At 53.9% G+C, this 25,167-nt stretch carries 20 protein-coding genes and 7 tRNA genes; 5 read left to right on the forward strand and 22 right to left on the reverse strand.

Annotated features, from left to right (window positions below; genetic code table 11):
- The first annotated feature begins 31 nt into the window (after window positions 1–31).
- Window positions 32–514 carry a zinc ribbon-containing protein gene (locus tag AAER43_RS06130; protein WP_014882999.1) on the forward strand — a complete coding sequence of 161 codons (483 nt, stop codon included), beginning with the start codon at window positions 32–34 and terminating at the stop codon, window positions 512–514.
- Between the two features lie 79 nt (window positions 515–593).
- Here AAER43_RS06130 and rihA read toward each other — a convergent pair whose 3' ends face one another.
- From rihA to miaB, 10 genes are all read right to left on the reverse strand, one after another.
- A complete protein-coding gene (rihA, locus tag AAER43_RS06135; RefSeq protein ID WP_050862823.1) occupies window positions 594–1,535 on the reverse strand; it encodes a pyrimidine-specific ribonucleoside hydrolase RihA in 942 nt (313 codons plus the stop codon).
- Window positions 1,536–1,655: 120 nt separating this feature from the next.
- Window positions 1,656–2,381 carry an amino acid ABC transporter ATP-binding protein gene (locus AAER43_RS06140; protein WP_014883001.1) on the reverse strand — a complete coding sequence of 242 codons (726 nt, stop codon included), beginning with the start codon at window positions 2,379–2,381 and terminating at the stop codon, window positions 1,656–1,658.
- Window positions 2,381–3,055, reverse strand: coding sequence for a glutamate/aspartate ABC transporter permease GltK (gene gltK / locus AAER43_RS06145; protein WP_032637193.1), 675 nt, complete (start codon window positions 3,053–3,055; stop codon window positions 2,381–2,383). The genes AAER43_RS06140 and gltK overlap by 1 nt, the downstream gene beginning before the upstream one ends.
- On the reverse strand, window positions 3,055–3,795 hold the full coding sequence (locus tag AAER43_RS06150) for an amino acid ABC transporter permease (protein WP_050862822.1): 741 nt from the start codon (window positions 3,793–3,795) through the stop codon (window positions 3,055–3,057). Before AAER43_RS06150 ends, gltK begins: the two co-directional genes overlap by 1 nt.
- Window positions 3,796–3,950: 155 nt before the next feature.
- Window positions 3,951–4,856, reverse strand: a complete 906-nt coding sequence (locus AAER43_RS06155; RefSeq protein ID WP_014883004.1) for an amino acid ABC transporter substrate-binding protein — start codon at window positions 4,854–4,856, stop codon at window positions 3,951–3,953.
- Between the two features lie 401 nt (window positions 4,857–5,257).
- A complete protein-coding gene (lnt, locus tag AAER43_RS06160) occupies window positions 5,258–6,796 on the reverse strand; it encodes an apolipoprotein N-acyltransferase (protein ID WP_050862821.1) in 1,539 nt (512 codons plus the stop codon).
- A gap of 5 nt (window positions 6,797–6,801) precedes the next feature.
- Window positions 6,802–7,680 carry a CNNM family magnesium/cobalt transport protein CorC gene (gene corC / locus AAER43_RS06165; RefSeq protein WP_014883006.1) on the reverse strand — a complete coding sequence of 293 codons (879 nt, stop codon included), beginning with the start codon at window positions 7,678–7,680 and terminating at the stop codon, window positions 6,802–6,804.
- Window positions 7,681–7,769: 89 nt separating this feature from the next.
- The gene (ybeY, locus tag AAER43_RS06170) at window positions 7,770–8,237 is read right to left on the reverse strand and encodes an rRNA maturation RNase YbeY (RefSeq protein WP_008501052.1); all 468 of its coding nucleotides are present in this window, start codon (window positions 8,235–8,237) and stop codon (window positions 7,770–7,772) included.
- A complete protein-coding gene (locus AAER43_RS06175) occupies window positions 8,234–9,280 on the reverse strand; it encodes a PhoH family protein (RefSeq protein WP_050862820.1) in 1,047 nt (348 codons plus the stop codon). Before AAER43_RS06175 ends, ybeY begins: the two co-directional genes overlap by 4 nt.
- A 163-nt stretch (window positions 9,281–9,443) precedes the next feature.
- Window positions 9,444–10,868 carry a tRNA (N6-isopentenyl adenosine(37)-C2)-methylthiotransferase MiaB gene (miaB, locus tag AAER43_RS06180; protein ID WP_014883008.1) on the reverse strand — a complete coding sequence of 475 codons (1,425 nt, stop codon included), beginning with the start codon at window positions 10,866–10,868 and terminating at the stop codon, window positions 9,444–9,446.
- Between the two features lie 135 nt (window positions 10,869–11,003).
- Between miaB and ubiF the strand changes: the two genes are divergently transcribed.
- Window positions 11,004–12,179 carry a 3-demethoxyubiquinol 3-hydroxylase gene (gene ubiF / locus AAER43_RS06185; RefSeq protein WP_050862819.1) on the forward strand — a complete coding sequence of 392 codons (1,176 nt, stop codon included), beginning with the start codon at window positions 11,004–11,006 and terminating at the stop codon, window positions 12,177–12,179.
- Window positions 12,180–12,296: 117 nt separating this feature from the next.
- Here the strand turns inward: ubiF and AAER43_RS06190 are convergent.
- From AAER43_RS06190 to nagB, 12 genes are all read right to left on the reverse strand, one after another.
- A tRNA-Gln gene (locus tag AAER43_RS06190) sits at window positions 12,297–12,371 on the reverse strand.
- Window positions 12,372–12,407: 36 nt separating this feature from the next.
- A tRNA-Gln gene (locus tag AAER43_RS06195) sits at window positions 12,408–12,482 on the reverse strand.
- Window positions 12,483–12,522: 40 nt separating this feature from the next.
- A tRNA-Met gene (locus AAER43_RS06200) sits at window positions 12,523–12,599 on the reverse strand.
- A 17-nt stretch (window positions 12,600–12,616) separates the two neighbouring features.
- A tRNA-Gln gene (locus tag AAER43_RS06205) sits at window positions 12,617–12,691 on the reverse strand.
- A 32-nt stretch (window positions 12,692–12,723) separates the two neighbouring features.
- A tRNA-Gln gene (locus tag AAER43_RS06210) sits at window positions 12,724–12,798 on the reverse strand.
- Between the two features lie 23 nt (window positions 12,799–12,821).
- Window positions 12,822–12,906: transfer RNA gene (locus tag AAER43_RS06215), tRNA-Leu, on the reverse strand.
- A gap of 8 nt (window positions 12,907–12,914) precedes the next feature.
- Window positions 12,915–12,991: transfer RNA gene (locus tag AAER43_RS06220), tRNA-Met, on the reverse strand.
- A 224-nt stretch (window positions 12,992–13,215) separates the two neighbouring features.
- On the reverse strand, window positions 13,216–14,880 hold the full coding sequence (gene asnB, locus AAER43_RS06225) for an asparagine synthase B (protein ID WP_014883010.1): 1,665 nt from the start codon (window positions 14,878–14,880) through the stop codon (window positions 13,216–13,218).
- 248 nt (window positions 14,881–15,128) lie between these two features.
- On the reverse strand, window positions 15,129–15,881 hold the full coding sequence (gene nagD / locus AAER43_RS06230) for a ribonucleotide monophosphatase NagD (RefSeq protein ID WP_008501057.1): 753 nt from the start codon (window positions 15,879–15,881) through the stop codon (window positions 15,129–15,131).
- 45 nt (window positions 15,882–15,926) lie between these two features.
- Window positions 15,927–17,147 carry an N-acetylglucosamine repressor gene (locus AAER43_RS06235; protein WP_014883011.1) on the reverse strand — a complete coding sequence of 407 codons (1,221 nt, stop codon included), beginning with the start codon at window positions 17,145–17,147 and terminating at the stop codon, window positions 15,927–15,929.
- Window positions 17,148–17,155: 8 nt separating this feature from the next.
- A complete protein-coding gene (gene nagA, locus AAER43_RS06240; protein WP_032637190.1) occupies window positions 17,156–18,304 on the reverse strand; it encodes an N-acetylglucosamine-6-phosphate deacetylase in 1,149 nt (382 codons plus the stop codon).
- Window positions 18,305–18,359: 55 nt separating this feature from the next.
- Window positions 18,360–19,160 carry a glucosamine-6-phosphate deaminase gene (nagB, locus tag AAER43_RS06245; protein ID WP_008501061.1) on the reverse strand — a complete coding sequence of 267 codons (801 nt, stop codon included), beginning with the start codon at window positions 19,158–19,160 and terminating at the stop codon, window positions 18,360–18,362.
- A 327-nt stretch (window positions 19,161–19,487) separates the two neighbouring features.
- Between nagB and nagE the strand changes: the two genes are divergently transcribed.
- The 3 genes from nagE to chiP all read left to right on the forward strand — a co-directional run bounded on the left by nagE (window position 19,488) and on the right by chiP (window position 25,132).
- Window positions 19,488–21,440 (forward strand): PTS N-acetyl glucosamine transporter subunit IIABC, encoded by a 1,953-nt coding sequence (gene nagE / locus AAER43_RS06250; RefSeq protein ID WP_023332402.1) that lies wholly within the window; start codon window positions 19,488–19,490, stop codon window positions 21,438–21,440.
- Window positions 21,441–21,619: 179 nt separating this feature from the next.
- Window positions 21,620–23,287 (forward strand): glutamine--tRNA ligase, encoded by a 1,668-nt coding sequence (gene glnS, locus AAER43_RS06255; RefSeq protein WP_342701840.1) that lies wholly within the window; start codon window positions 21,620–21,622, stop codon window positions 23,285–23,287.
- A gap of 447 nt (window positions 23,288–23,734) precedes the next feature.
- Complete coding sequence (gene chiP, locus AAER43_RS06260; protein ID WP_014883015.1) at window positions 23,735–25,132, forward strand: chitoporin; 1,398 nt, start codon at window positions 23,735–23,737, stop codon at window positions 25,130–25,132.
- Window positions 25,133–25,167: the final 35 nt, after the last annotated feature.

Below are 25,167 nucleotides of genomic sequence, written 5' to 3' on the forward strand. Positions count from 1 at the left end.
AGAGTTAGTTACTTACCCGGGAGGCAAAATGATGAACAAGGTTGCTCAATTTTACCGCGAGCTGGTGGCGACACTGACGGAGCGGCTGCGTAACGGCGAGCGTGATATTGATGCGCTGGTCGAACAGGCGCGTGCCCGCGTGACGCAAACGGGTGAGTTAACGCGAACCGAAGTGGAAGAGGTGACGCGTGCGGTACGTCGTGACCTGGAAGAGTTTGCGCGCAGCTATCAGGAGAGCCAGGAAGAGGTCTCGGACAGCGTGTTTATGCGGGTGATCAAAGAGAGCCTGTGGCAGGAGCTGGCGGATATCACCGATAAAACGCAGCTTGAGTGGCGCGAGGTGTTTCAGGATTTGAACCATCACGGTGTGTACCACAGCGGCGAAGTGGTAGGGTTGGGAAATCTGGTGTGTGAGAAATGTCATCACCACATCGCGGTGTATACGCCGGAGGTGCTGCCCTTGTGCCCGAAATGCGGTCACGACCAGTTCCAGCGCCGGCCGTTTGAGCCCTAGGTAAAAGCAAAACGGCAACCCTGTTGCCGTTTTTAGTGTTTGCTCCCTCTCCCCGTGGGAGAGGGTTGGGGTGAGGACATCAGGCCGCAGAATAGTAAGCCAGTCTCTCCGCCAGCAAATCTACAAACGCTTCCCGGTCGATATCCACCATCACCGCAGTATTCGGCTCGTTCCCCATCAGCGAGTAGTAATCCACCACCGTCATTCCCTGGGTATATTTCCCCTGTGTTTCCACACCAACCCAGCGGTCAACCGTGGTAAACATCTCAGGTTTCAACAGCCAGGCAATCGTGCACGGGTCATGCAGCGGTGCGCCATGGAAGCCCCATTTCTCGGCTTTGTGGTACTCCATAAAGAAGTCGAGCAGTTCTGCCACAGTCGTTGCCACCGGATTACCCACAGAGCGGAAGCGTTCAATATCGTCTGCCATAATTTGGGCCCGATGCGTCACATCCAGCCCCGCCATCACAATCGGCAGACCGGACTGGAAAACGATCTCTGCGGCTTCAGGGTCAACATAGATATTGAACTCCGCGGCTGGCGTCCAGTTTCCGAGCCCCATTGCGCCGCCCATGATGACGATCCGGGCGATTTTACCGTGCAGTTCTGGATGGCTGTTAAGCAGCAAGGCCACGTTCGTCTGCGGACCTGTAGCCACCAGCGTCACGGGCTCTGCACTTTCGCGCAGCACCTTCGCCATCAACTCAACGGCGGTGCAGCCTTGTGGCGCGAAGCCCGGTTCCGGCAGTTCAGGGCCGTCCAGTCCACTTTCGCCATGAACGTTATCCGCAATGATCAGCTCGCGCATCAGCGGTTTCACGGCCCCGCCAGCGACAGGAATATCGGTGCGTTTGAGCAGGGTCAGCATGCGCAGCACGTTGCGCAAGGTTTTATCCGGTGTCTGATTTCCGGCGGATGAGGTAACCGCTTTTACGTCCAGTTCAGGGGAGGCAAGAGCGAGGACGAGAGCAATGGCGTCATCATGACCCGGATCGCAATCGAGAATAATAGGCTGTGCCATAGCGTTCTCCATACGTAGCGTTATTTTGTGACAAGGTTAACGCTGCAATGTGACGCCGACGAGAACAAGAGCGCGAAAGCGTGAGGCAGTGCGCAATCCGCAGATTGCGCACTGAGAAGATTAATGCAGGATTTTGGCGAGGAAATCTTTTGCACGTTCGGATTTCGGGTTCGCGAAGAACTCTTCTTTCGGCGAGTCTTCCACGATCTTCCCTTCGTCCATAAAGATGACGCGGTTGGCCACTTTACGGGCGAAGCCCATTTCGTGCGTCACCACCATCATGGTCATCCCTTCGTGCGCCAGCTCGACCATAACGTCTAGCACTTCGTTGATCATCTCTGGATCGAGCGCCGACGTCGGTTCATCAAACAGCATTGCCACCGGATCCATACACAGCGCGCGGGCGATCGCGACACGCTGCTGTTGGCCGCCCGAAAGCTGCGCCGGGAACTTATCGGCATGTGCAGAAAGCCCAACGCGCTCCAGAAGCTTAAGGCCTTTCTCACGCGATGCTTTTTTATCGCGCTTAAGCACTTTTACCTGCGCCAGCGTCAGGTTCTCGATGATGGAGAGGTGAGGGAACAGCTCAAAGTGCTGGAACACCATACCAACGTGAGAGCGAAGCTGGGCAAGGTTGGTTTTTTTGTCGTTCACTTTGGTGCCGTTAACAACAATTTCGCCCTGCTGCACAGGTTCCAGACCATTAACGGTTTTGATCAGCGTGGACTTACCGGAACCGGACGGGCCGCACACCACCACCACGTCGCCTTTTTTCACTTCCGTGGAGCAGTCGGTCAGCACCTGAAAGTGCCCATACCATTTAGAAACATTTTTCAGGGAAATCATTATACCGTCCTTTTCTTCAGCCAGCTGACCAACAGCGACGCGCTTAAACTAATCACAAAATAGACCGCGCCCGCGAAGAGCACCATCTCGACCTGCGTACCATCACGTTCACCGATGGTTGACGCGGTACGGAAGAAGTCTGCCAGACTCAGGACATACACCAGCGAGGTATCCTGGAACAGCACAATGCCCTGGGTCAGCAGGAGCGGAACCATGGCGCGAAACGCCTGCGGCAGAATAATCAGCTGCATGGACTGCCAGTGCGTCATCCCCAGCGCCAGCGCGGCGCTGGATTGTCCACGGGAGATACTCTGGATGCCCGCGCGGATAATCTCTGAGTAGTAAGCGGCCTCAAACATCGAGAACGCCACCATCGCCGAGATCAGGCGGATATCGGTTTTTGGTGACAGCCCCAGGACGTTTTGCAGAAAGCCGGGAACAATCAGGTAAAACCACAGCAGCACCATCACCAGCGGGATGGAGCGGAAAACGTTAACGTAGGCGGTCGCAAACCAGGCGAGCGGCTTAAAGCTCGACAGGCGCATCACCGCCAGCAGGGTGCCCCAGACGATACCAATGATGATGGCAATAACGGTGATTTTTAAGGTAATCACCAGGCCATCCAGCAGGTAAGGTAAGGAAGGAACGATAGAACTCCAGTCAAATTCGTACATTATTTGCCCCCCAGATTGCCCGGCAGGCGTACTTTGCGTTCAACCAGGTTCATCATCAGCATGATGAAAGCGTTAATCAGAACATACGCGAGCGTGATCGCGGTGAAGGATTCCCACGCGTGAGCGGAGTAATCCAGCAGCTTACCCGCCTGGGCCGCCATATCGACCAGGCCGATCGTGGAGGCGATGGCCGAGTTTTTCACCAGGTTCATCATCTCCGAGGTCATCGGTGGCACGATGACGCGGTAGGCATTAGGCAGCAGCACGTAGCGGTAGGTTTGCGGCAGGGTCAGGCCCATCGCCAGACCCGCATTTTTTTGTCCGCGGGGTAATGACTGAATGGCGGCACGCACCTGCTCACAAACGCGCGCAGCGGTAAACAGCCCCAGACACATCATGGAGGAGACAAAGAACTGCACATTTGGATCCAGCTCCGACTTGAACCACATGCCAATATTTTCCGGCAGCAGTTCCGGGATAACCAGATACCAGGTAAAGAATTGCACGATGAGCGGAACGTTACGGAACAGTTCCACATAGAGCGTGCCCAGTGTTGAAAGAAAACGGTTAGGGACGGTGCGCAGAATACCGAACAGCGAACCGACAAGAAACGCGATAATCCACGCTGTTATCGATAGTGCCACGGTGACCTGGAAGCCGCTCCACAGCCAGCCAAGATAGGTGGTGTTGCCGAACGGGGCTTGTTGCAGGAATATGCCCCAGTTCCAGTCTATTGACATAATAAACTCCAGAAAAAAAAGGGTAGCAGCGCTACCCTCGAAGATTGGTGAGAAGCTCATTTTTCGCGCTGAGTGGGGAACGACCACTCAACGTATAGTCTGTCCATGCTTCCCGACAATCGAGAGGGCAGGAGATCCCGCCCCTGTTGTTCTAATTAGTTAAGAGCCTTGTCATTTGGAGATTTGAACAGCGCTTTCATGTCATCAGACAGTTCAAAGTTCATGTTGAGATTTTTTGGTGGAATCGGGTTCTTGAACCATTTGTCGAACCATTTTTCCGCTTCGCCGGAAGTCTGTACCTGGGCGATAGTGTCATCGATCAGCTTCTTGAACTGCGGATCGTCTTTACGCAGCATGCAGCCGTAAGCTTCTTTTGACTGCGCGGTGCCGACGATGTCCCAGTTGTCTGGTTTCTTCGCTTTCGCACGCTCACCCGCCAGCAGGGCGTCATCCATCATAAACGCGACGGCACGGCCACTTTCCAGGGTACGGAAGGAGTCGCCATGGTCTTTCGCGCTGATGATGCGCATATCCATTTTCTTCTCGTCGTTCAGCTTGTGCAGCAGCACTTCTGAGGTGGTACCGGACGTTACGACGACCGCTTTGCCTTTCAGGTCAGCAAAATCTTTGATATCACCGCCTTTCTTCGTCAGCAGACGGGTGCCCACGACAAAGATGGTGTCAGAGAAAGCGGCCTGTTTCTGGCGCTCGAGGTTGTTGGTGGTAGAGCCACACTCAAAATCAAAGGTGCCGTTTTGCAGCAGCGGAATACGGTTCTGTGAAGTGATTGGGATCAGCTTCACCTGCAGGTCAGGTTTGTTCAGCTTTTTCTTCACAGCTTCAACGATGGCGTTGGAGTAATCCTGTGAATAGCCCACGACTTTTTGCGTGTTGTCGTAGTAAGAGAACGGGACGGAAGATTCACGGTGGCCGACCACGATGACGCCGTTTTTGGCAATCTTGTCGAGAGTACTGCCTGCTGCCGGAGCATCTTCAGCGTGAACCACGCCGGCAGACATTCCCATAACCAGCATTGCTGTGGCCAGTTTACGTAATTGCATACCCAACTCCTTTCTTATCAGCGCCAGTGACGCATTGATACCCATTGTGATGTTGTTATATCTCGCGCGATGCGAGTGCAGTGTTATGCAAGCTTGTTAACATTTAGTCTGGCTTAATGTAAAGATTTTGCTGCGTTATTGTTTATTTTTGCGAAGCGCGCCGCACCATTCAGAGGCAAATATCTCCCGTTGCACCGTTTCGGTGCTACCGATGATCTACGCTGGTGCGACAAGGTTGCACGTTAAGCCAAACTGCGTTTGCGTGAATATACAAAGCAACAGGCGTGCCAGATTTGGCACTGGAAGGAATTTGTCGGGTGGCGGCTACGCCTTACCCGAGCTACGGGAGTCAAAATGTAGGCCAGGTAAGCGTTAGCGCCACCCGGCAACAGAAGGTAAGATTAGCGACGACGCTGACGCAGGCTCATCAGCACGGCACCGAAACCGAACAGCGCGGTCAGGATCCACAGCGGCCAGTTACCGGTGCGGGCATACGGCGTCAGGCCGGTGGTTGGTGTGACTTTTGTGGTCAACACCTCACGGGTGAACTGCGGGATCATGGCCTGGATTTCACCCTGTGGACCAATCACGGCGGTGATGCCGTTGTTGGTGCTGCGCAGCAATGGGCGCGCCAGCTCCAGAGAACGCATACGCGCCATCTGGAAATGCTGCCACGGGCCGATAGATTTACCGAACCACGCATCGTTGGAGATGGTCAGCAGGTAGTCGGTATCCGGGCGGAAGTTATCGCGAACCTGCTCGCCGAGAATGATTTCGTAGCAGATGGCCGCCGTCAGGGCAAGGCCGTGCGCATGCAGCTGGGGCTGTACGTACGGGCCACGGCTGAAGGAGGACATCGGCAGATCAAAGAACGGAGCCAGCGGGCGCAGAATCGACTCCAGCGGAACAAATTCACCAAACGGCACCAGGTGGTTCTTGTTGTACCGATCCGTGGAGTTGTAGCTGTATTCGCTGTCTTTGCCGAGCGTAATGATGGTGTTGTAGGTGTCATAACGGTTCTGCTGATTCAGACGCGCATCGACAATCCCGGTAATCAGCGTGCTGCCGCGAGCCAGCAGCAAGTCGTTCATCATGTTCAGGAACGGCTGCTGATTGATCTCCAGATCGGGAATGGCGGATTCCGGCCAGATGATCAGCTGCGATTTACCCATCACCTCTTCGGTGGCGTTGGCGTAGATCTTCAGCGTGTTCAGCAGCTCTTTTTCATCCCACTTCATAGATTGCGGGATATTTCCCTGCACCATAGAAACCTGCATGGTGCGCTCAGGCTCAGGCGTGAACCACTGGATATACCGCAGCGGGAAGGGCAGGGCAAACAGCACCAGCGCCACGGCCAGCGGTTTCCAGCAACGCGTGACCAGCGCCAGGATCAGCAGGCCGCTCACCACCATCAGCAGGAAGTTGATTGCCTCAACGCCCATGACCGGGGCCAGGCCTTTCAGCGGGCCATCAATCTGGCTGTAGCCGAACTGCAGCCACGGGAAGCCGGTCAGCACCCAACCGCGCAGGAATTCGGTGATCTGCCAGACCACCGGCGCGGCAATGGCGACGCGCAGCCAGGTGGTTTTAGGCCACAGGCGGGAAAGGATCCCTGCGAACAGACCGGTATACAGTGAGAGATATGCCGCGAGCAGGACGACCAGGAAGACGTTAACCGGGCCCGGCATACCGCCAAACTGGGCGATGCTAACGTAGACCCAGTTAATGCCGGAGCCAAAGAGCCCCAGTCCCCAGAAGTAACCGATGGCGGCAGCCTGTACCGAGCGCCGGTTCAGGGTCAGACCCTGAAGCCCCATCAGGGAGAGAATAGCCGCAGGCCAGATATCGTAAGGAGAAAAAGCCAGCGTACCGCTGGCTCCGAGTAACAGCGCCAGCAGCAAACGGACGCGCTGGCGTTCAAGTAATGGGGCAAATGCCATTTACATTAATCTTCCAGTTTTGGCACCGGTGAGTCGTCCGGCGTTCTGACATGAACCTGTATAATACGGCGGCTGTCGGCCATTGCCACTTTGAACTGGTAACCGTCGATGTCAACGGTTTCACCGCGCGCCGGAAGGTGGCCAAAGGCCTGCATCACCAGCCCGCCAATGGTATCGACCTCTTCATCACTGAAGTGAGTGCCGAAAGCGTCGTTGAAGTCCTCAATCGAGGCCAGCGCGCGCACGGTCCAGGTGTGGCGGCTGAGCTGACGGAAGTCGATATCTTCCTCTTCGTCATACTCATCTTCGATTTCACCCACGATCAGCTCAAGAATATCCTCGATCGTGACCAGTCCGGAAACGCCGCCAAATTCATCAATAACAATCGCCATGTGGTAACGCTGAGAGCGAAACTCTTTCAGCATCCGGTCCACACGTTTACTTTCCGGCACAACCACGGCCTGGCGTAACACTTTTTCCATGCTGAAGGCTTCGGCATCGCTGCGCATAAACGGCAGCAGATCTTTCGCCATCAAAATCCCTTCGATGTGATCTTTATCTTCGCTGATGACTGGGAAACGCGAGTGGGCGGATTCGATGATCACATCGAGGCACTCGTCCAGGGTCTGGTTACGTTTCAGGGTGATCATCTGCGAGCGGGGGATCATGATATCGCGAACACGCTGGTCAGCAATGTCCATCACCCCTTCGAGCATTTCGCGCGTATCTTCGTCGATAAGGTCGTTTTGCCCGGAATCACGAATCAGCTCCAGCAGTTCATCACGGTTCTTGGGTTCGCCGTGGAAAAGCTGGTTCAGAATGAGGGAGAAAAATCCCTTTTTAGTGTTTGTCGTGTCGCTACTGTGTGAATTGTCGTCGCTCATGGCGTTTGTTAAGGGTTCTCTTGTTAGTTCAAAATTTACCGCCACGCGAATTCCCTGCGCGGCGGCATAGTCGTCAGTAAGTTAACTGACTATTCTTTCTCGGCAATGTACGGATCCTCATAGCCCAGAGCAAGCATTATCTCTGTCTCGAGGGACTCCATCTCTTCCGCTTCGTCATCTTCAATATGATCGTAGCCAAGCAGATGCAGGCTGCCATGCACCACCATATGCGCCCAGTGGGCTTCCAGCGGCTTTTGCTGCTCTTTGGCTTCCTGTTCAACCACCTGACGGCAGATGATCAGATCCCCCAGCAGCGGCATCTCGATACCCGGCGGGGCTTCGAACGGGAAAGAGAGCACGTTGGTTGGCTTATCTTTCCCACGGTAAGTCAGGTTAAGCTCATGGCTTTCTGCCTCATCCACCAGGCGAATCGTCACTTCTGATTCTTCCTGAAACTGGGGGATAACGGCATCCAGCCATTTCTGAAACTGTGCCTCATCTGGCATACCGGAATTGTCTTCACAGGCCAGCTGTAAATCGAGGATCACCTGACTCATTTCTGTTCTTGCTCCTGCGCGTCGCGCTTACGTTCTGCGGCCAGTTCGGCCCTGCGTTTTTGATCCGCCTCTTCCCAGGCTTCATAGGCGTTAACGATGCGCGCAACCACCGGATGGCGTACCACGTCTTCACTGTGGAAGAAGTTAAAGCTGATTTCATCGACTTCGGCCAGCACTTCAATGGCGTGGCGCAGGCCGGATTTGGTGCTGCGCGGCAGGTCGATCTGGGTAACGTCACCGGTAATGACCGCTTTCGAGTTAAAGCCAATACGCGTCAGGAACATCTTCATCTGTTCGATGGTGGTGTTCTGGCTTTCATCAAGAATGATGAACGCGTCGTTTAACGTGCGACCACGCATGTAGGCGAGTGGGGCCACTTCAATCACGTTACGCTCAATCAGCTTTTCGACCTTCTCAAAGCCGAGCATCTCAAACAGCGCATCGTATAAAGGACGCAGATACGGGTCGACCTTCTGACTCAGGTCGCCCGGCAGGAAGCCCAGTTTTTCACCCGCTTCCACCGCCGGACGGGTCAGCAGGATACGGCGGATTTCCTGACGTTCCAGCGCATCCACCGCCGCGGCAACGGCCAGATAGGTTTTACCCGTACCCGCCGGCCCCACGCCGAAGGTGATGTCGTGGTCGAGAATATTGGCGATGTACTGCGCCTGGTTTGGCGTACGCGGCTTAATGACGCCACGCTTGGTCTTGATGTTGATGGCCTTACCGTAGTCCGGCACACTTTCCGCGCTCTGCTCAAGCACGCGCGCCTCTTTTATGGCGAGGTGAATTTTTTCCGGTTCGATATCCTGAATTTCGCCGCGCATCGGGGCGGTATCGACATACAGGCTGCGCAGGATATCTGCAGCCGCATTGACGCAGATAGGGCGTCCGGTAAGTTTGAAGTGATTATCGCGACGATTGATTTCGATACCCAGACGTCGCTCCAGTTGTTTGATGTTGTCATCAAACGGTCCGCACAGGCTCAGCAGGCGAGCGTTGTCTGCGGGCGTTAGGCTGATTTCACGCGTATCTATGTTCAAACTGTTCCTCTTTGATTGGTTAGCTGACCCGCTGCCACCCGGCGTAATAAAACGGTCATTACCGAAATTATTCACGCCATAGAATAAAGGCGCAAGCATTGCAGATGATATTGGGGACGATGAGAGGAAATACAAGGCCTGCCGAAGCGGCAGGCCCGAAGGATTAAGGCTGGTAAATCCCCACGCCAGAATCGTTTTCTTTGCGGGTACGCGAAATGACGGATTCCGGTGACTCGGCAATACGCAGGCCCATTTCGTCTTCAGTGCGGACCACTTTCGCACGCAGTGAGTTGGTGAGCACTTCGACAATCTCAACGTCCACAAATTTACCGATCATATCCGGGGTGCCTTCAAAGTTCACCACGCGGTTGTTTTCTGTACGACCGGAGAGTTCCATAATGCTCTTGCGCGAGGTGCCTTCTACCAGTATGCGCTGGACGGTGCCGAGCATACGGCGGCTCCAGGCGTTGGCCTGCTGGTTGATGCGCTCCTGCAGAATATACAGACGCTGCTTTTTCTCTTCTTCCGGCACATCGTCAACCATATCGGCCGCAGGGGTTCCAGGACGCGCGGAGAAGATGAAGCTGTAGCTGACGTCAAAATTCACTTCACCTATGAGCTTCATGGTGCGCTCGAAGTCATCCGCGGTTTCACCAGGGAAGCCGACAATAAAGTCGGAGCTTATCTGGATATCCGGACGCGCTTCACGCAGCTTACGGATGGTGGATTTGTACTCCAGAACCGTATGCGGACGGCCCATCAGGTTCAGAACGCGGTCAGAGCCGCACTGAATCGGCAGATGCAGGAAGCTCACCAGCTCTGGCGTATCGCGATAGACATCAATGATGTCATCGGTGAATTCCATCGGATGGCTGGTGGTAAAGCGAATACGGTCGATACCGTCAATCGCGGCCACCAGGCGCAGCAGTTCAGCAAAGGTGCCGGTGGTGCCGTCGTAGTTCTCCCCACGCCAGGCGTTAACGTTCTGGCCCAGCAGGTTCACTTCGCGAACGCCCTGCGCGGCAAGCTGCGCGATTTCAAACAGAATATCGTCTGCCGGGCGGCTGACTTCTTCGCCACGGGTGTAAGGCACCACACAGTAAGTGCAGTATTTGTTGCAGCCTTCCATGATGGAAACGAAAGCGGTCGGACCATCTGCGCGCGGTTCTGGCAGACGGTCAAATTTCTCGATCTCCGGGAAGCTGACGTCAACGACCGGGCTTCGATTACCGCGAACCTGGTTGATCATCTCCGGCAGGCGGTGCAGGGTCTGCGGGCCAAAGACGATATCCACATAGGGGGCTCTCTGGCGGATCAGCTTACCTTCCTGTGATGCGACGCAACCGCCCACGCCGATGATCAGGTCCGGATTTTTTCGTTTGAGAAGTTTCCAGCGGCCTAACACGTGGAAGACTTTTTCCTGCGCTTTTTCACGAATTGAACAGGTGTTCAGCAGCAACACGTCGGCTTCTTTCGGATTTTCAGTCAGCTGGTATCCGTGGGTGGTGTCCAGCAGATCGGCCATCTTGGATGAATCGTATTCGTTCATCTGACAGCCCCAGGTTTTTATATGGAGTTTTTTAGTCATCGACTTGCTCAGCTCAGGATTGCAAGCCGAGTATTGTAATGCTTTGGTGGGGGTGTGACCAGTATGAAGGTTATGTGTCTCAGGACCGCAAAAATCCGGTAAACTTAAGGGATTCTCCAATAAGGAAAAATGACCATGACACTCCAACACACCGAAGTTGCCGTTGTCGGCGGCGGTATGGTCGGCGGCGCACTGGCGCTGGGGCTGGCGCAGCAGGGATTTGAGGTAACGGTAATTGAACAGGCTGCACCGCCGGCATTCGATCCCGCCAGCAAGCCGGATGTGCGCATTTCTGCTATCAGCGCGGCGTCGGTCGATCTGCTGCGCGGTCTGGGCGTCTGGGAAACGGTGCAGGCGATGCGTGCGCATCCCTACAGCCGTCTTGAAACCTGGGAGTGGGAAAATGCCCACGTTGCGTTTGATGCTGCGGAGCTGAAGCTGCCGCGCCTGGGCTACATGGTGGAAAACAATGTGCTCCAGCAGGCGCTCTGGCAGGCCCTGGAGGCGCACCCGAAGGTGACGCTGCGTGTTCCTGCGTCACTTAAGGCACTTCATACTCACGAAAGCGGCTATTTGCTGATGCTCGACAGCGGTGATGAGCTGGCTGTGAAGCTGGTCGTCGGGGCGGATGGTGCCAATTCTCAGGTCAGACAGATGGCAGGTATTGGGGTACATGCCTGGCAGTATGAGCAGTCTTGTATGCTGATTACCGTCCAGTGTGAGAATTCGCCGGGTGAGAGCACCTGGCAGCACTTTACGCCGAATGGCCCGCATGCCTTTTTACCGCTATTTGATCATTGGGCGTCACTGGTGTGGTACGACAAACCGGCGCGCATTCGCCAGCTACAAGGGCTTTCAATGGAACAACTGCAGCGCGAGATCCTGCTGCACTTCCCGAGTCGTCTGGGGCATATCACGCCAGTCGCCGCTGGCGCATTCCCGCTCACGCGACGTCACGCTTTGCAGTATGCCCGTGACGGGCTGGCGCTGGTGGGGGATGCGGCACACACCATACACCCGCTGGCCGGGCAGGGGGTAAATCTTGGGTATCGTGACGTTGACGCGTTACTGGACGTTTTAAGTCATGCGCGCGGGCATGCGGAAGCGTGGTCCAGCCATCAGGTACTGAAGCGTTACCAGACGCGACGTATGGCGGATAATTTTATTATGCAGTCGGGAATGGATCTGTTCTATGCCGGGTTCAGCAATGACTTAGCGCCAGTACGTATTCTGCGTAACATTGGCCTCATGGCGGCGGAACGTGCCGGTGGGTTGAAACGTCAGGCCCTGAAATACGCTCTCGGACTTTAATCGCTGCTTCAACTATTCCCTCGCCCCTTTGGGGAGAGGGGTAGGGTAAGGGGGCATCAGGCCGCACAAACAACAAAAACAAAAAAGCCCGCAAAGCGGGCTTATTTGTTTTTTAAGTGGCTGGGGTGCAGGGATTCGAACCCCGGAATGCTGGTATCAGAAACCAGAGCCTTACCGCTTGGCGACACCCCAATTGCGTTAAACAAACTGCTTAACGACTTTTTAAATTGGCTGGGGTACGAGGATTCGAACCTCGGAATGCCGGAATCAGAATCCGGTGCCTTACCGCTTGGCGATACCCCAACAATTTGTCTTGATTACCGAAAAATCGACAATCTTAATTTGGTGGCTACGACGGGATTCGAACCTGTGACCCCATCATTATGAGTGATGTGCTCTAACCAACTGAGCTACGTAGCCAGTACTGCAATCTTCGATGGCTGGGGTACCTGGATTCGAACCAGGGAATGCCGGTATCAAAAACCGGTGCCTTACCGCTTGGCGATACCCCAATACCGCGGAGAACCGCAAAATCGAAGAAATATGGCTGGGGTACCTGGATTCGAACCAGGGAATGCCGGTATCAAAAACCGGTGCCTTACCGCTTGGCGATACCCCATCCGTGCAACGCTTACCTGGGAATGGTGCGGGAGGCGAGACTTGAACTCGCACACCTTGCGGCGCCAGAACCTAAATCTGGTGCGTCTACCAATTTCGCCACTCCCGCAAAAAAGATGGTGGCTACGACGGGATTCGAACCTGTGACCCCATCATTATGAGTGATGTGCTCTAACCAACTGAGCTACGTAGCCATCTTTTTTCGCGTTACCTTATCGGCGTTGCGGGGCGCATTATGCGTATAGACCCTTGCAGCGTCAACACCTTTTTCAACGAAAATAGCCGGAATGTGACTGTTTGGTTAGGTTGCGAACAGCGTGACCGAATATTCGGCAATTATTGGTTATTAATCGTTTTTCGAGAGTGAAATGCAAGGCAAAAAAAAGGCCCCAGAGGGGCCTGATTAGAATCGTCGCGATTATTTGTAGGCAGACTGGTGAACGCCTACCGCGCGGCCTGATGGATCGTTCATCGCTTTGAAAGATTCATCCCATTCAATCGCTTTGGCAGACGAGCAGGCGACGGATGGGCCACCCGGAACACACTCTGCCGCACTCGGCACCGGGAACAGCTCTTCAAAGATTTCGCGGTACAGGTACGCTTCTTTCGAGCCCGGCGTGTTGTACGGGAAGCGGAAGCTTGCCGTTTCCAGTTGCTGGTCGGAAATCTGTTTTGCTGCCACCTCTTTCAGGGTGTCGATCCAGCTGTAACCTACACCATCAGAGAACTGCTCTTTCTGACGCCACGCCACGCTCGCGGGCAGGTATGATTCAAAACATTCGCGCAGGATATGTTTTTCCATTTTACCGTTGCCGCACATTTTGTCCTGCGGGTTGATACGCATCGCCACGTCGAGGAATTTCTTATCCAGGAACGGGACACGCGCTTCCACTCCCCATGCAGACATTGCTTTGTTGGCACGCGCACAGTCAAACATATGCAGTGCCTGCAATTTACGCACGGTCTCTTCATGCAGCTCTTTGGCGTTTGGCGCTTTATGGAAGTACAGGTAGCCGCCAAACACTTCGTCAGAACCTTCACCGGACAGCACCATCTTGATGCCCATCGCTTTAATCTTACGCGACATCAGGTACATCGGCGTTGAGGCACGAATGGTAGTAACATCATAAGTTTCAATGTGATAGATCACATCGCGGATTGCATCCAGGCCTTCCTGCACGGTGAAGTGAATTTCATGGTGCACGGTGCCCAGATGGTTTGCCACTTCCTGCGCAGCTTTCAGGTCAGGTGCCCCTTCAAGACCCACGGCAAAGGAGTGCAGCTGCGGCCACCAGGCTTCGGAGCGCTCCTGATCTTCCACGCGGCGAGCGGCGAATTTCTTGGTGATCGCGGAGATCACGGAGGAGTCCAGACCGCCGGAGAGCAGCACGCCGTAAGGTACATCTGACATCAGGTGGCTTTTCACGGAATCTTCCAGCGCCTGACGCAGCTCGGCTTTATCCGTCACGTTGTCTTTAACCGCGTCATAATCGAACCAGTCGCGCTGGTAGTACGGACGGATCTCACCGTCTTTACTCCACAGATAGCTGCCTGCCGGGAACTCTTTAATGGTGCGGCAGACCGGTACCAGAGCTTTCATTTCAGAGGCAACATAGAAGTTGCCGTGTTCATCGTGGCCCATGTACAGCGGGATAATACCGATATGGTCGCGGCCAATCAGATACGCGTCTTTTTCGCTATCGTACAGGGCGAAGGCAAACATACCCTGCAGGTCGTCCAGGAATTCCGGACCTTTCTCCTGATAGAGCGCCAGAATCACTTCACAGTCAGACCCGGTCTGGAAGGCGTAGCGATCGCCGTACTCGGCGCGCAGCGCCTGATGGTTATAGATTTCACCGTTAACAGCCAGCGCGTGCGTTTTTTTCTCGTTATACAGCGGCTGTGCACCGGCGTTGACGTCTACGATAGACAGACGTTCGTGAGCCAGAATCGCTTTATCACTGGCGTAAACGCCTGACCAGTCCGGGCCGCGATGGCGCATCAGGCGGGACAGTTCGAGTGCTTTTTTACGCAGTTCGCCTGCGTCAGTTTTAATATCCAGTACGCCAAAAATTGAACACATAACCTTCTCCGTTAACCCTGTTGCTTTGTAATGTTGCTTGCTTATGAAAATGCCGCAAAGGGAGAAGGGGCGCAAGAGATTTACGGGCGAAAACGGAAATAGTGCAATGGTGATTGCGGAATAGTGAAAAAAGAGTACGCCATGAACACTTTTATTGATGATTATGCAATAAAGTGCGCTTTTTGTTAGATATGGTTTTATTTGTAAGGGCTAAAAATGAAAAACCACGCCCTGAGCGTGGTTTGGTATCAGATAATGTCAATTTCATCGACGGAGGGGTAAATCCAGCTTGGTCGGAACGGCATCGAATCAATGTCATCAAGCTGCGAGACGCCGGACAGCACCAGAATGGTTTCCAGACCCGCCTGGAAGCCGGCCAGAATATCCGTACGCAGGTTATCGCCGACAATAACCGTTTCTTCTGAGTGGGCCTGCATTTTATTGAGCGCGGCGCGGATGATCCACGGGCTTGGTTTGCCGACATAGAATGGCTTGCGCCCGGAGATTTTTTCAATACCGGCACACAGCGCGCCACAGGCCGGATAAAAACCTCGACCGTGGGTATCCGGGTTGGTGGCAATGAAGCGCGCGCCGTTGGCAACGAAGAACGAGGCTTTATGCATCATCTCCCAGTTATAGGAGCGCGTTTCACCCACAATCACGAAGTCCGGATTGACATCGGTAATCGTAAAGCCCGCTTTATACAGCTCGTGGATCAGCGCGCCTTCGCCGACCACGTACGCTTTTTTGCCTTCCTGACGTTTCAGAAAATCCGCCGTTGCCATCGCCGAGGTATAAAACACACTGTCCGGGACGTCGACGCCCGCCGTCGCAAAGCGGTTTGCCAGATCCTGACCGGTCTGAGAAGGGTAGTTCGTGAGAAGAACCAGAGGCATTCCTTTGTCGATGATGCGGTGAAGAAACTCCGCAGCACCTGGTACGGCAACGTTGTCGTGCATCAGCACGCCGTCGATATCACAAATTACATTCTTAATGGTCATGGACGTTCCGACATCAAAAAAAGAAGGCGTTACTATAAGGTCCGATCAACTTTCCAGCAAATGCTGCAGCAGAATACCGTTGAGCATGGCGCGTTTCACCAGCGCAAAAGCGCCAATTGCCGAGCGATGGTCAAGTTTTGAACGAACCACAGGGAGATTCTGGCGGAATGCTTTCAGCGCCTGGGTGTTAATACAGCCTTCAATCGCGGGGAGCAGCACCTTTTCTGCTTCAACAATTTCTCCGGCTATCACCACTTTTTGTGGGTTAAACAGGTTAATGGCGATGGCGATAGTTTTCCCCAGATGGCGCCCAACCTGCTCGATCACCTCACAGGCCAGCGCGTCGCCTTTATTGGCGGCTTTGCAGATGGTGCCTATCTTGCAATCAGCCAGCGTGACGCGACTCTGGTAACCTTGTTCAAGCAGATGGCGAACGCGCTGCTCAATGGCCGTGTTGGCGGCAATGGTTTCAAGGCAGCCGAAGTTACCGCAGTGGCAGCGTTCGCCCAGCGGCTCGACCTGAATGTGGCCGATCTCGCCGACGTTACCGTTGCGACCAATAAAAATCCGACCGTTAGAAATAATACCTGCGCCTGTCCCGCGGTGGACACGCACCAGAATAGAGTCTTCGCAGTCCTGACTCGCACCAAAGTAGTGCTCTGCCAGTGCCAGAGAACGAATATCGTGGCCGACAAAACAGGTCACTTTAAAGCGTTTTTCCAGCGCATCGACCAGCGCCCAGTTTTCCACCTGAATGTGCGGCATGTAGCGAATCACGCCGCTTTCCGGGTCGACCAGACCGGGTAAAATCACTGAAATTGCAATGAGCTCGCGGATCTTACGCTGACAGCTCTCAATAAAGTGCGCGATGGTATTCAGCAGCGCGTGCTCCAGCGTCTCCTGGGTGCGCTCGGGAAGGGGATAGTGCTCTTCCGCAATCGCTTTGCTGCTCAGATCGTAGAGCGTGAGCGTGGTGTCATGACGGCCGAGCCGAACGCCAATCGCCTGAAAATTGCGGGTTTCGGTAATAATGGAGATAGCGCGGCGGCCCCCGGTAGAGGCCTGCTGATCGACTTCTTTGATCAAACCGCGCTCAATAAGCTGGCGGGTAATTTTTGTCACGCTGGCGGGAGCAAGCTGGCTTTGTTCGGCTATCTGAATTCGAGAGATTGGCCCGTGTTGGTCAATCAGGCGATATACCGCCGCACTGTTAAGTTGTTTAACGAGATCGACATTACCGATTTGAGCTTGTCCGCCTGGTGTCATACTTTTACTTACTCAGTGACGACCTCGTTACCATTAACGATGGTCTTAATAATTTTATAATCGTGTGTGAATGCCGTCAGGTTTGCAACCATACCCGGTGCAATTCCGCCAAGCTGTTTATCCACGCCGATTGCGCGAGCCGGATAAAGGGTAGCCATACGCAGGACTTCATCAAGCGCAATCCCACAGTGCTCAACCAGGTTACGCACCCCTTCAATCATGGTTAAAGAGGAACCGCTCAGCGTACCGTTTTCATCCACACACAGTCCATTGCGGTAGTATATTGTTTTACCGGCAAAAATGAACTGCTCAATATTTGCACCTGCTGGTGCAGTGGCATCGGTAACCAGGCAAAGCTTGTCACCTTTCAGGCGCTTGGCATTACGAATGTTGGTGTAATCCACATGCATACCATCAGCAATAATGCCGCAGTAGACGTCTGGCTCGTCCAGAATCGCCCCGACCAGACCCGGTTCGCGACCGGTGATATAAGGCATGGCGTTGTAAAGGTGCGTGGCGAAGGTAATGCCCGCGCGGAAGCCCGCTTTGGCTTCTTTCAGCGTGGCGTTTGAGTGCCCTGCTGAAACCACAATCCCGGCGGCAGCCAGTTTGCTGATCACGTCAGTGCCGGTCATCTCTGGTGCCAGCGTCACTTTAGCGATCACATCGGCGTTCGCACACATGTAGTCGACCAGTTCAGCGTCAGGCTTGCGCACGTAATCCGGGTTATGAGTGCCTTTCTTCACGATATTCAGCCATGGCCCTTCCAGGTGCAGACCGAGCGCCTGATTAGGGTGTTTGGCGAGGTATTCGCGCATCACGCGGATACCCTGTTTCATCAGGTCATCACTGCTGGTGATGAGGGTTGGCAGATAGCTGGTGCAGCCCGATTTCTCGTTGGCTTTCTGCATGATTTCCAGCGTTTCAACCGTCACCGCCTCGGCAGTGTCATTGAATTGCACACCGCCGCAGCCGTTCAGCTGTACGTCGATGAAACCGGGGGAGATTACTGCTCCATTGAGTGAGCGCTGTTCAATCCCTGGCGGCAGCTCTGCCAGCGGACAAACACGTTCAATCAGGCCATTAGCGATAACAATCGCATGGTCATCCAGAATTTCGTGGCCGGTATAAATCCGACCGTGGGTTAAAGCGTACATAACGACCCCCGGTTAAAAAAAGCGGCCGCCTCTTTGAGAAGAGGCGGTTAATCAATTACAGACCTTTGATGTTCTCGGCTTCTAACTCGTTGAAGTATTTCAGCGTTTTCACTTTCAGCTCCATCGTGGACGGTTCGTCGCAGACGATGACTGATTTTGGATGCAGCTGCAGGCAGCTGATGGTCCACATGTGGTTAACGTTGCCTTCAACGGCAGCCTGGAGCGCCTGCGCTTTCACGCCACCCAGCACCAGAATCATCACTTCTTCGGCATCCAGCAGGGTGCCTACGCCAACGGTCAGGGCGTATTTTGGAACCTGGTTCACATCACCGTCAAAGAAGCGGGAGTTTGCCACGCGGGTGTCATGGGTCAGCGTTTTAATACGCGTGCGGGAAGCCAGGGACGATGCCGGCTCGTTAAACGCGATATGACCATCGTTGCCCACGCCGCCCATAAACAGGTGGATTTTACCGTAAGAACGGATTTTTTCTTCGTACTGACGGCATTCTGCGTCAATATCAGGCGCATTTCCATTCAGCAGGTTAATATTTTCCGCTGGGATATCAACGTGATCAAAGAAATTCCGGTGCATAAAGCTATGGTAGCTTTCCGGGTGGTCTTTTGGCAGGCCGACATATTCATCCATATTGAAGGTCACAACATGTTTGAAGCTAACCTGGCCCGCTTTGTGCATTTCAACCAGGGCTTTATACGCCGTCAGCGGAGTACCGCCGGTTGGCAGGCCAAGAACGAAAGGACGATCGGCGGTAGGCTTGAAGGCATTAATGCGGTTAACGATATGGCGAGCGGCCCATTTACCGACTTGTTCAGCAGTTGCCAGGGGAATCAGTCTCATTGTTCACCTCAAGAGTTAAAGTAGAAGAGTGGGCGGATGGCTACCGGAACCTGATACTTAAGCGTAACCTGGAACCTTTCAGGCTGGATCAATCCGTCTTGATTTTTTGAATGATAAAATAAGTTTTCGCTGTTAGCCAGTGAAAGGGAGGGCTTAATACGATATTTGGTGACAAAAATCACAAAAAATGGGTGTTTAATTTGCGATACGAATTAATTTTTCACACACTCACACTGCCAGTGAATTATCGACGGTACTTATCGTTAGCAACACAATAAAAACATAGTTAATGCGCGAGCCTGGAAAGGGTCTCGTAGGGGGAATAGGATGAATATTTTAGGTTTTTTCCAGCGCCTCGGTAGGGCTTTGCAGCTCCCTATCGCCGTGCTACCGGTTGCAGCGCTGCTGCTGCGATTCGGGCAACCCGATCTTCTCAACGTGCCGTTTATCGCCCAGGCTGGCGGCGCAATCTTTGACAACCTGGCGCTGATTTTCGCCATCGGCGTTGCTTCCAGCTGGTCTAAAGACAGTGCGGGGGCCGCAGCGCTGGCAGGGGCGGTCGGTTACTTCATCCTGACGAAAGCGATGGTAACGATTAACCCGGAAATCAACATGGGCGTACTGGCGGGTATCATTACCGGTCTGGTCGGCGGTGCGGTATATAACCGCTGGGCAAACATCAAGCTGCCAGACTTCCTCAGCTTCTTTGGTGGCAAACGCTTCGTGCCAATCGCGACCGGCTTCTTCTGTCTGGTTCTCGCCGCGATCTTTGGCTACGTCTGGCCGCCAGTGCAGCATGCTATCCATGCGGGCGGCGAGTGGATCGTCTCTGCGGGTGCGATGGGTGCGGGCATCTTCGGCTTCATTAACCGTCTGTTGATCCCAACCGGTCTGCATCAGGTTCTGAACACCATCGCCTGGTTCCAGATTGGTGAGTTTACCAATGCGGCGGGTACCGTTTTCCACGGCGACATTAACCGCTTCTACGCGGGTGATGGCACCGCGGGCATGTTTATGTCCGGCTTCTTCCCAATCATGATGTTTGGTCTGCCGGGCGCTGCGCTGGCCATGTACCTGGCTGCGCCGAAAGCGCGTCGTCCAATGGTCGGCGGTATGCTGCTGTCAGTCGCCATTACCGCATTCCTGACCGGTGTGACCGAGCCTCTGGAATTCCTGTTCATGTTCCTGGCTCCGCTGCTGTACCTGATGCACGCGGTGTTAACCGGTATCAGCCTGTTCGTGGCGACTCTGCTGGGCATCCATGCGGGCTTCTCCTTCTCTGCAGGCGCGATCGACTACGTGCTGATGTACAACCTGCCAGCGGCAAGCAAGAACGTCTGGATGCTGGTGGTGATGGGTGCGGCCTTCTTCGTTATCTACTTCGTTCTGTTCAGCGCGGTTATCCGTATGTTTAACCTCAAAACGCCGGGCCGCGAAGATACCACTGATGACGTCGTGACCAGTGAAGCCAACAGCAATACCGAAGAAGGTTTAACTCAGCTGGCAACCAGCTACATTGCCGCAGTCGGCGGTACCGACAACCTGAAAGCCATTGATGCCTGTATTACCCGTCTGCGTCTGACCGTGGGTGACTCCGCTCGCGTAAGCGATGCAATGTGTAAACGCCTTGGCGCATCTGGCGTCGTTAAACTGAACAAACAAACTATCCAGGTTATCGTGGGCGCCAAAGCGGAATCCATCGGTGACGAAATGAAGAAAGTGGTTGCGCGTGGCCCGGTCGCAGCGGCATCAGCTGACAGCGCACCTGCGGCAACGGCGACTCCGGCCGCGAAGCCACAGGCCGTGCCTAACGCCGTGACGGTGGCGGCTCTGGTCTCTCCGGTAACGGGTGAGGTCGTTGACCTTGAACAAGTGCCTGACGAAGCGTTCGCCAGTAAAGCGGTAGGCGACGGCGTGGCGGTGAAACCAACGGACAAAACCGTCGTCTCTCCTGCTGCGGGTACTATCGTGAAGATTTTCAACACCAACCACGCGTTCTGCCTCGAAACCGAAAATGGCGCGGAGATTGTTGTCCACATGGGCATCGATACCGTTGCGCTGGAGGGTAAAGGCTTTACTCGTTTGGTGGAAGAGGGCGCTGAAGTGGTGGCCGGGCAGCCGGTTCTGGAGATGGATCTGGACTTCCTGAACGCCAATGCACGCTCCATGATCAGTCCGGTTGTTTGCAGCAACATCGACGACTTCAGTGGCCTGGTTATTCAGGCAAAAGGTCAGGTGGTTGCAGGTCAAACGCCGCTGTATGAGATTAAAGGCAAGTAATCGCTCCTGAGTAGAGTCATGCCTTAAGCGGCGGGGGATATCCTCCGCCGCTTTTTTTTGCAGCAAATGCCCCCATTATTTTCATCTGATACGTATTTTCCGTAACTAAGGGTTGTCACTACGTCCGGCTTATAAGATCATATGCCGTTATACGTTGTTTACGCTTTGAGGAATCCACGATGAGTGAGGCTGAAGCCCGCCCGAGTAACTTTATTCGTCAGATCATCGATGAAGATCTGGCCAGTGGTAAGCACACCACGGTGCATACCCGCTTCCCGCCGGAGCCGAACGGCTACCTGCATATTGGTCATGCGAAATCCATCTGCCTGAACTTTGGCATTGCGCAAGACTATCAGGGGCAGTGCAACCTGCGTTTCGATGACACCAACCCAGTAAAAGAAGACATCGAATACGTTGAGTCCATCAAGAACGACGTGCAATGGCTGGGCTTCAACTGGTCTGGCGATATCTGCTACTCCTCTGACTATTTTGATCAGCTGTACGCTTACGCGGTTGAGCTGATCAACAAAGGTCTGGCGTACGTCGATGAACTGTCCGCGGATGAAATCCGTGAATACCGCGGTACGCTGACGCAGCCTGGCAAAAACAGTCCGTTCCGCGATCGCAGTGTGGAAGAGAACCTGGCGCTGTTTGAAAAAATGCGTGCGGGTGGCTTTGAAGAAGGCAAAGCCTGTCTGCGTGCCAAAATCGACATGGCTTCTCCGTTCATCGTGATGCGCGATCCGGTGCTGTACCGCATTAAGTTTGCTGAACACCACCAGACCGGTAACAAGTGGTGCATCTACCCGATGTACGACTTCACCCACTGCATCAGCGATGCGCTGGAAGGCATTACCCACTCGCTGTGTACGCTTGAGTTCCAGGACAACCGTCGCCTGTACGACTGGGTGCTGGATAACATTACCATCCCTGTGCATCCGTGTCAGTACGAGTTCTCTCGTCTGAATCTGGAATACACCGTGATGTCCAAGCGTAAGCTGAACCTGCTGGTGACTGACAAGCACGTTGAGGGCTGGGACGACCCGCGTATGCCGACCATTTCTGGTCTGCGTCGTCGTGGCTACACCGCTGCTTCTATTCGTGAGTTCTGCAAGCGCATCGGCGTGACCAAGCAGGACAACACCATTGAAATGGCGTCGCTGGAGTCCTGCATTCGTGAAGACCTCAACGAAAATGCCCCGCGCGCGATGGCAGTTATCGACCCGGTAAAACTGGTTATCGAAAACTATCCTCAGGGTGCGAGTGAACTGGTTGCCATGCCTAACCATCCGAACAAACCGGAAATGGGAAGCCGTGACGTACCGTTCAGCGGTGAAATCTGGATCGACCGCGCTGACTTCCGTGAAGAAGCCAACAAGCAGTACAAGCGTCTGGTGCTGGGTAAAGAAGTCCGTCTGCGTAACGCCTACGTGATCAAAGCCGAGCGCGTAGAGAAAGATGCAGAAGGGAATATCACCACCATCTTCTGTTCATACGATGCCGAAACGCTGAGCAAAGATCCTGCCGATGGTCGCAAGGTGAAAGGCGTTATCCACTGGGTAAGCGCTTCTCACGCGCTGCCGGTAGAAATCCGTCTGTACGATCGTCTTTTCAGCGTGCCTAACCCGGGTGCGGCGGAAGACTTCCTGGCGACGATCAACCCGGAATCTCTGGTGATCAAACAGGGTTATGCTGAGCCATCGCTGAAAACAGCTGAAGCAGGTAAAGCGTTCCAGTTCGAGCGTGAAGGTTACTTCTGCCTGGACAGCCGTTACAGCACTGCGGAAAAACCGGTATTTAACCGCACCGTCGGTCTGCGTGACACCTGGACCAAGATCGGCGAATAATAACGCCGCTCTGGTCAATGAGAAACAAACGCCGCTTATTGCGGCGTTTTTTTTATTAATGATCATATCGTTAAAGTGGCGTTGTAAAAATGTCCGCCGTTATTTTTGGTCAATGTGGTGCTACTTATTTTTTTTAAAAAATTTTGTCTGTTTTTGAAAATGGCAAATTTCGCAAAATACGCGATTTCTAATGTTCTAATACCCTGAAATACGCTGCTATACCCCCGCCAAATCACGCTTCCGGCCAAATGTTACAAAGCACTACCAATTATGTGCACTTCGTCATAATCCTGACTTTTGCCTGATGAAAAGCATTGATAATTCGCGTCGCGAAAAATAACCTAAAGACGGTAGTTAATTCGAGGGTATTTATAACTACCCCTGACCGCCTGGTCTTTTTTATTTTCGCCGTTTTAGGCGCTTTAATTCGTCAAAGAGGAATAATCTATGCGTACGTTCAGTGGCAAACGTAGTGCGCTGGCGCTGGCTATTGCCGGTGTGACAGCAATGTCTGGCCTGGTTGTTACACCTGAGGCGAAAGCTGCGGGTTTCATCGACGATTCTACCCTCACGGGCGGCATCTATTACTGGCAGCGTGAACGTGACCGTAAAGACGTCGCCGAAGACAAATATAAAACCAACCTTTCTCACTCCACATGGAACGCCAACCTGGACTTCCAGTCAGGCTATGCCGCAGATATGTTCGGCCTGGATATCGCTGCATTCACCGCGATTGAAATGGCGGAAAACGGCGACAGCGGCCACCCTAACGAAATTGCCTTCTCCTCCAGCAACAAAGCTTACGATGAAGACTGGTCCGGTGATAAGAGTGGTATCAGCCTGTACAAGGCCGCAGCGAAATTTAAATACGGCCCGGTCTGGGCGCGTGGAGGGTATATTCAGCCAACCGGCCAGACGCTGTTAGCACCACACTGGAGCTTCATGCCAGGTACCTATCAGGGCGCAGAAGCCGGGGCGAACTTTGACTATGGTGATGCGGGTGCGTTGAGCTTCTCCTATATGTGGACCAACGAGTATAAGGCTCCATGGCACATTGAAATGGACAAGTTCTACCAGAACGATAAGAAAACCAAAGTCGATTATCTCCACTCGCTGGGCGCGAAATACGACTTTAAAAACGATCTGGTACTGGAAGCCGCATTTGGTCAGGCGGAAGGCTATATCGATCAGTATTTTGCTAAAGCCAGCTACAAATTTGATATCGCAGGAAGTCCGCTGAGCACCAGCTACCAGTTCTATGGTACGCGTGACAAGGTCAGCGATGGCGGCGTCAACGACATTTATGACGGCACCGCGTGGCTGCAGGCGCTGACTTTCGGCTATAAAGTGGGCCAGGTTGATTTACGCCTGGAAGGGACATGGGTGAAGGCGGAAGGGCAGCAGGGCTACTTCCTGCAACGTATGACGCCAACTTACGCGTCATCTAACGGTCGTCTGGATATCTGGTGGGATAACCGCTCAGACTTCAACGCCGATGGTGAAAAAGCGGTCTTCTTCGGCGCAATGTATGATCTGAAAAACTGGAACCTGCCGGGTTGGGCAGTGGGCGCTTCTTACGCTTACGCCTGGGACGCAAAACCTGGCGACATGGCCACGCCGGATGCGTACTACGATCCAAACTATCGCCTGAAAGAGTCCTCCTACAGCCTGGATGCTATCTATACCCTGCAGGATGGGCGCGCGAAGGGCACGATGTTCAAACTGCACTTCACTCAGTATGACAACCACTCCGATATCCCGAGCTATGCGGGCGGTTACGGCAACATCTTCCAGGATGAACGTGACGTGAAATTCATGGTTATTGCCCCATTCACCATCTTCTGATGAATCTTCCGGCGGGTTAAGGCCCGCCGGACCGG

The sequence above is a fragment of the Enterobacter sp. FUJ80071 genome (assembly GCF_038739915.1).
In the GTDB taxonomy this organism is placed as follows: domain Bacteria; phylum Pseudomonadota; class Gammaproteobacteria; order Enterobacterales; family Enterobacteriaceae; genus Enterobacter; species Enterobacter kobei.

What these genes read in the sequence shown, in the direction of transcription:
- nagD (WP_008501057.1), bottom strand. Translation starts at nt 15,881, where the DNA reads ATGACCATTAAGAATGTAATTTGTGATATCGACGGCGTGCTGATGCAC.
- corC (WP_014883006.1), bottom strand. Translation starts at nt 7,680, where the DNA reads ATGAGCGACGACAATTCACACAGTAGCGACACGACAAACACTAAAAAG.
- nagB (WP_008501061.1), bottom strand. Translation starts at nt 19,160, where the DNA reads ATGAGACTGATTCCCCTGGCAACTGCTGAACAAGTCGGTAAATGGGCC.
- glnS (WP_342701840.1), top strand. Translation starts at nt 21,620, where the DNA reads ATGAGTGAGGCTGAAGCCCGCCCGAGTAACTTTATTCGTCAGATCATC.
- chiP (WP_014883015.1), top strand. Translation starts at nt 23,735, where the DNA reads ATGCGTACGTTCAGTGGCAAACGTAGTGCGCTGGCGCTGGCTATTGCC.
- AAER43_RS06140 (WP_014883001.1), bottom strand. Translation starts at nt 2,381, where the DNA reads ATGATTTCCCTGAAAAATGTTTCTAAATGGTATGGGCACTTTCAGGTG.
- nagE (WP_023332402.1), top strand. Translation starts at nt 19,488, where the DNA reads ATGAATATTTTAGGTTTTTTCCAGCGCCTCGGTAGGGCTTTGCAGCTC.
- miaB (WP_014883008.1), bottom strand. Translation starts at nt 10,868, where the DNA reads ATGACTAAAAAACTCCATATAAAAACCTGGGGCTGTCAGATGAACGAA.
- ybeY (WP_008501052.1), bottom strand. Translation starts at nt 8,237, where the DNA reads ATGAGTCAGGTGATCCTCGATTTACAGCTGGCCTGTGAAGACAATTCC.
- AAER43_RS06155 (WP_014883004.1), bottom strand. Translation starts at nt 4,856, where the DNA reads ATGCAATTACGTAAACTGGCCACAGCAATGCTGGTTATGGGAATGTCT.
- lnt (WP_050862821.1), bottom strand. Translation starts at nt 6,796, where the DNA reads ATGGCATTTGCCCCATTACTTGAACGCCAGCGCGTCCGTTTGCTGCTG.
- AAER43_RS06235 (WP_014883011.1), bottom strand. Translation starts at nt 17,147, where the DNA reads ATGACACCAGGCGGACAAGCTCAAATCGGTAATGTCGATCTCGTTAAA.
- AAER43_RS06130 (WP_014882999.1), top strand. Translation starts at nt 32, where the DNA reads ATGAACAAGGTTGCTCAATTTTACCGCGAGCTGGTGGCGACACTGACG.
- asnB (WP_014883010.1), bottom strand. Translation starts at nt 14,880, where the DNA reads ATGTGTTCAATTTTTGGCGTACTGGATATTAAAACTGACGCAGGCGAA.
- AAER43_RS06150 (WP_050862822.1), bottom strand. Translation starts at nt 3,795, where the DNA reads ATGTCAATAGACTGGAACTGGGGCATATTCCTGCAACAAGCCCCGTTC.
- gltK (WP_032637193.1), bottom strand. Translation starts at nt 3,055, where the DNA reads ATGTACGAATTTGACTGGAGTTCTATCGTTCCTTCCTTACCTTACCTG.
- ubiF (WP_050862819.1), top strand. Translation starts at nt 11,004, where the DNA reads ATGACACTCCAACACACCGAAGTTGCCGTTGTCGGCGGCGGTATGGTC.
- rihA (WP_050862823.1), bottom strand. Translation starts at nt 1,535, where the DNA reads ATGGCACAGCCTATTATTCTCGATTGCGATCCGGGTCATGATGACGCC.
- nagA (WP_032637190.1), bottom strand. Translation starts at nt 18,304, where the DNA reads ATGTACGCTTTAACCCACGGTCGGATTTATACCGGCCACGAAATTCTG.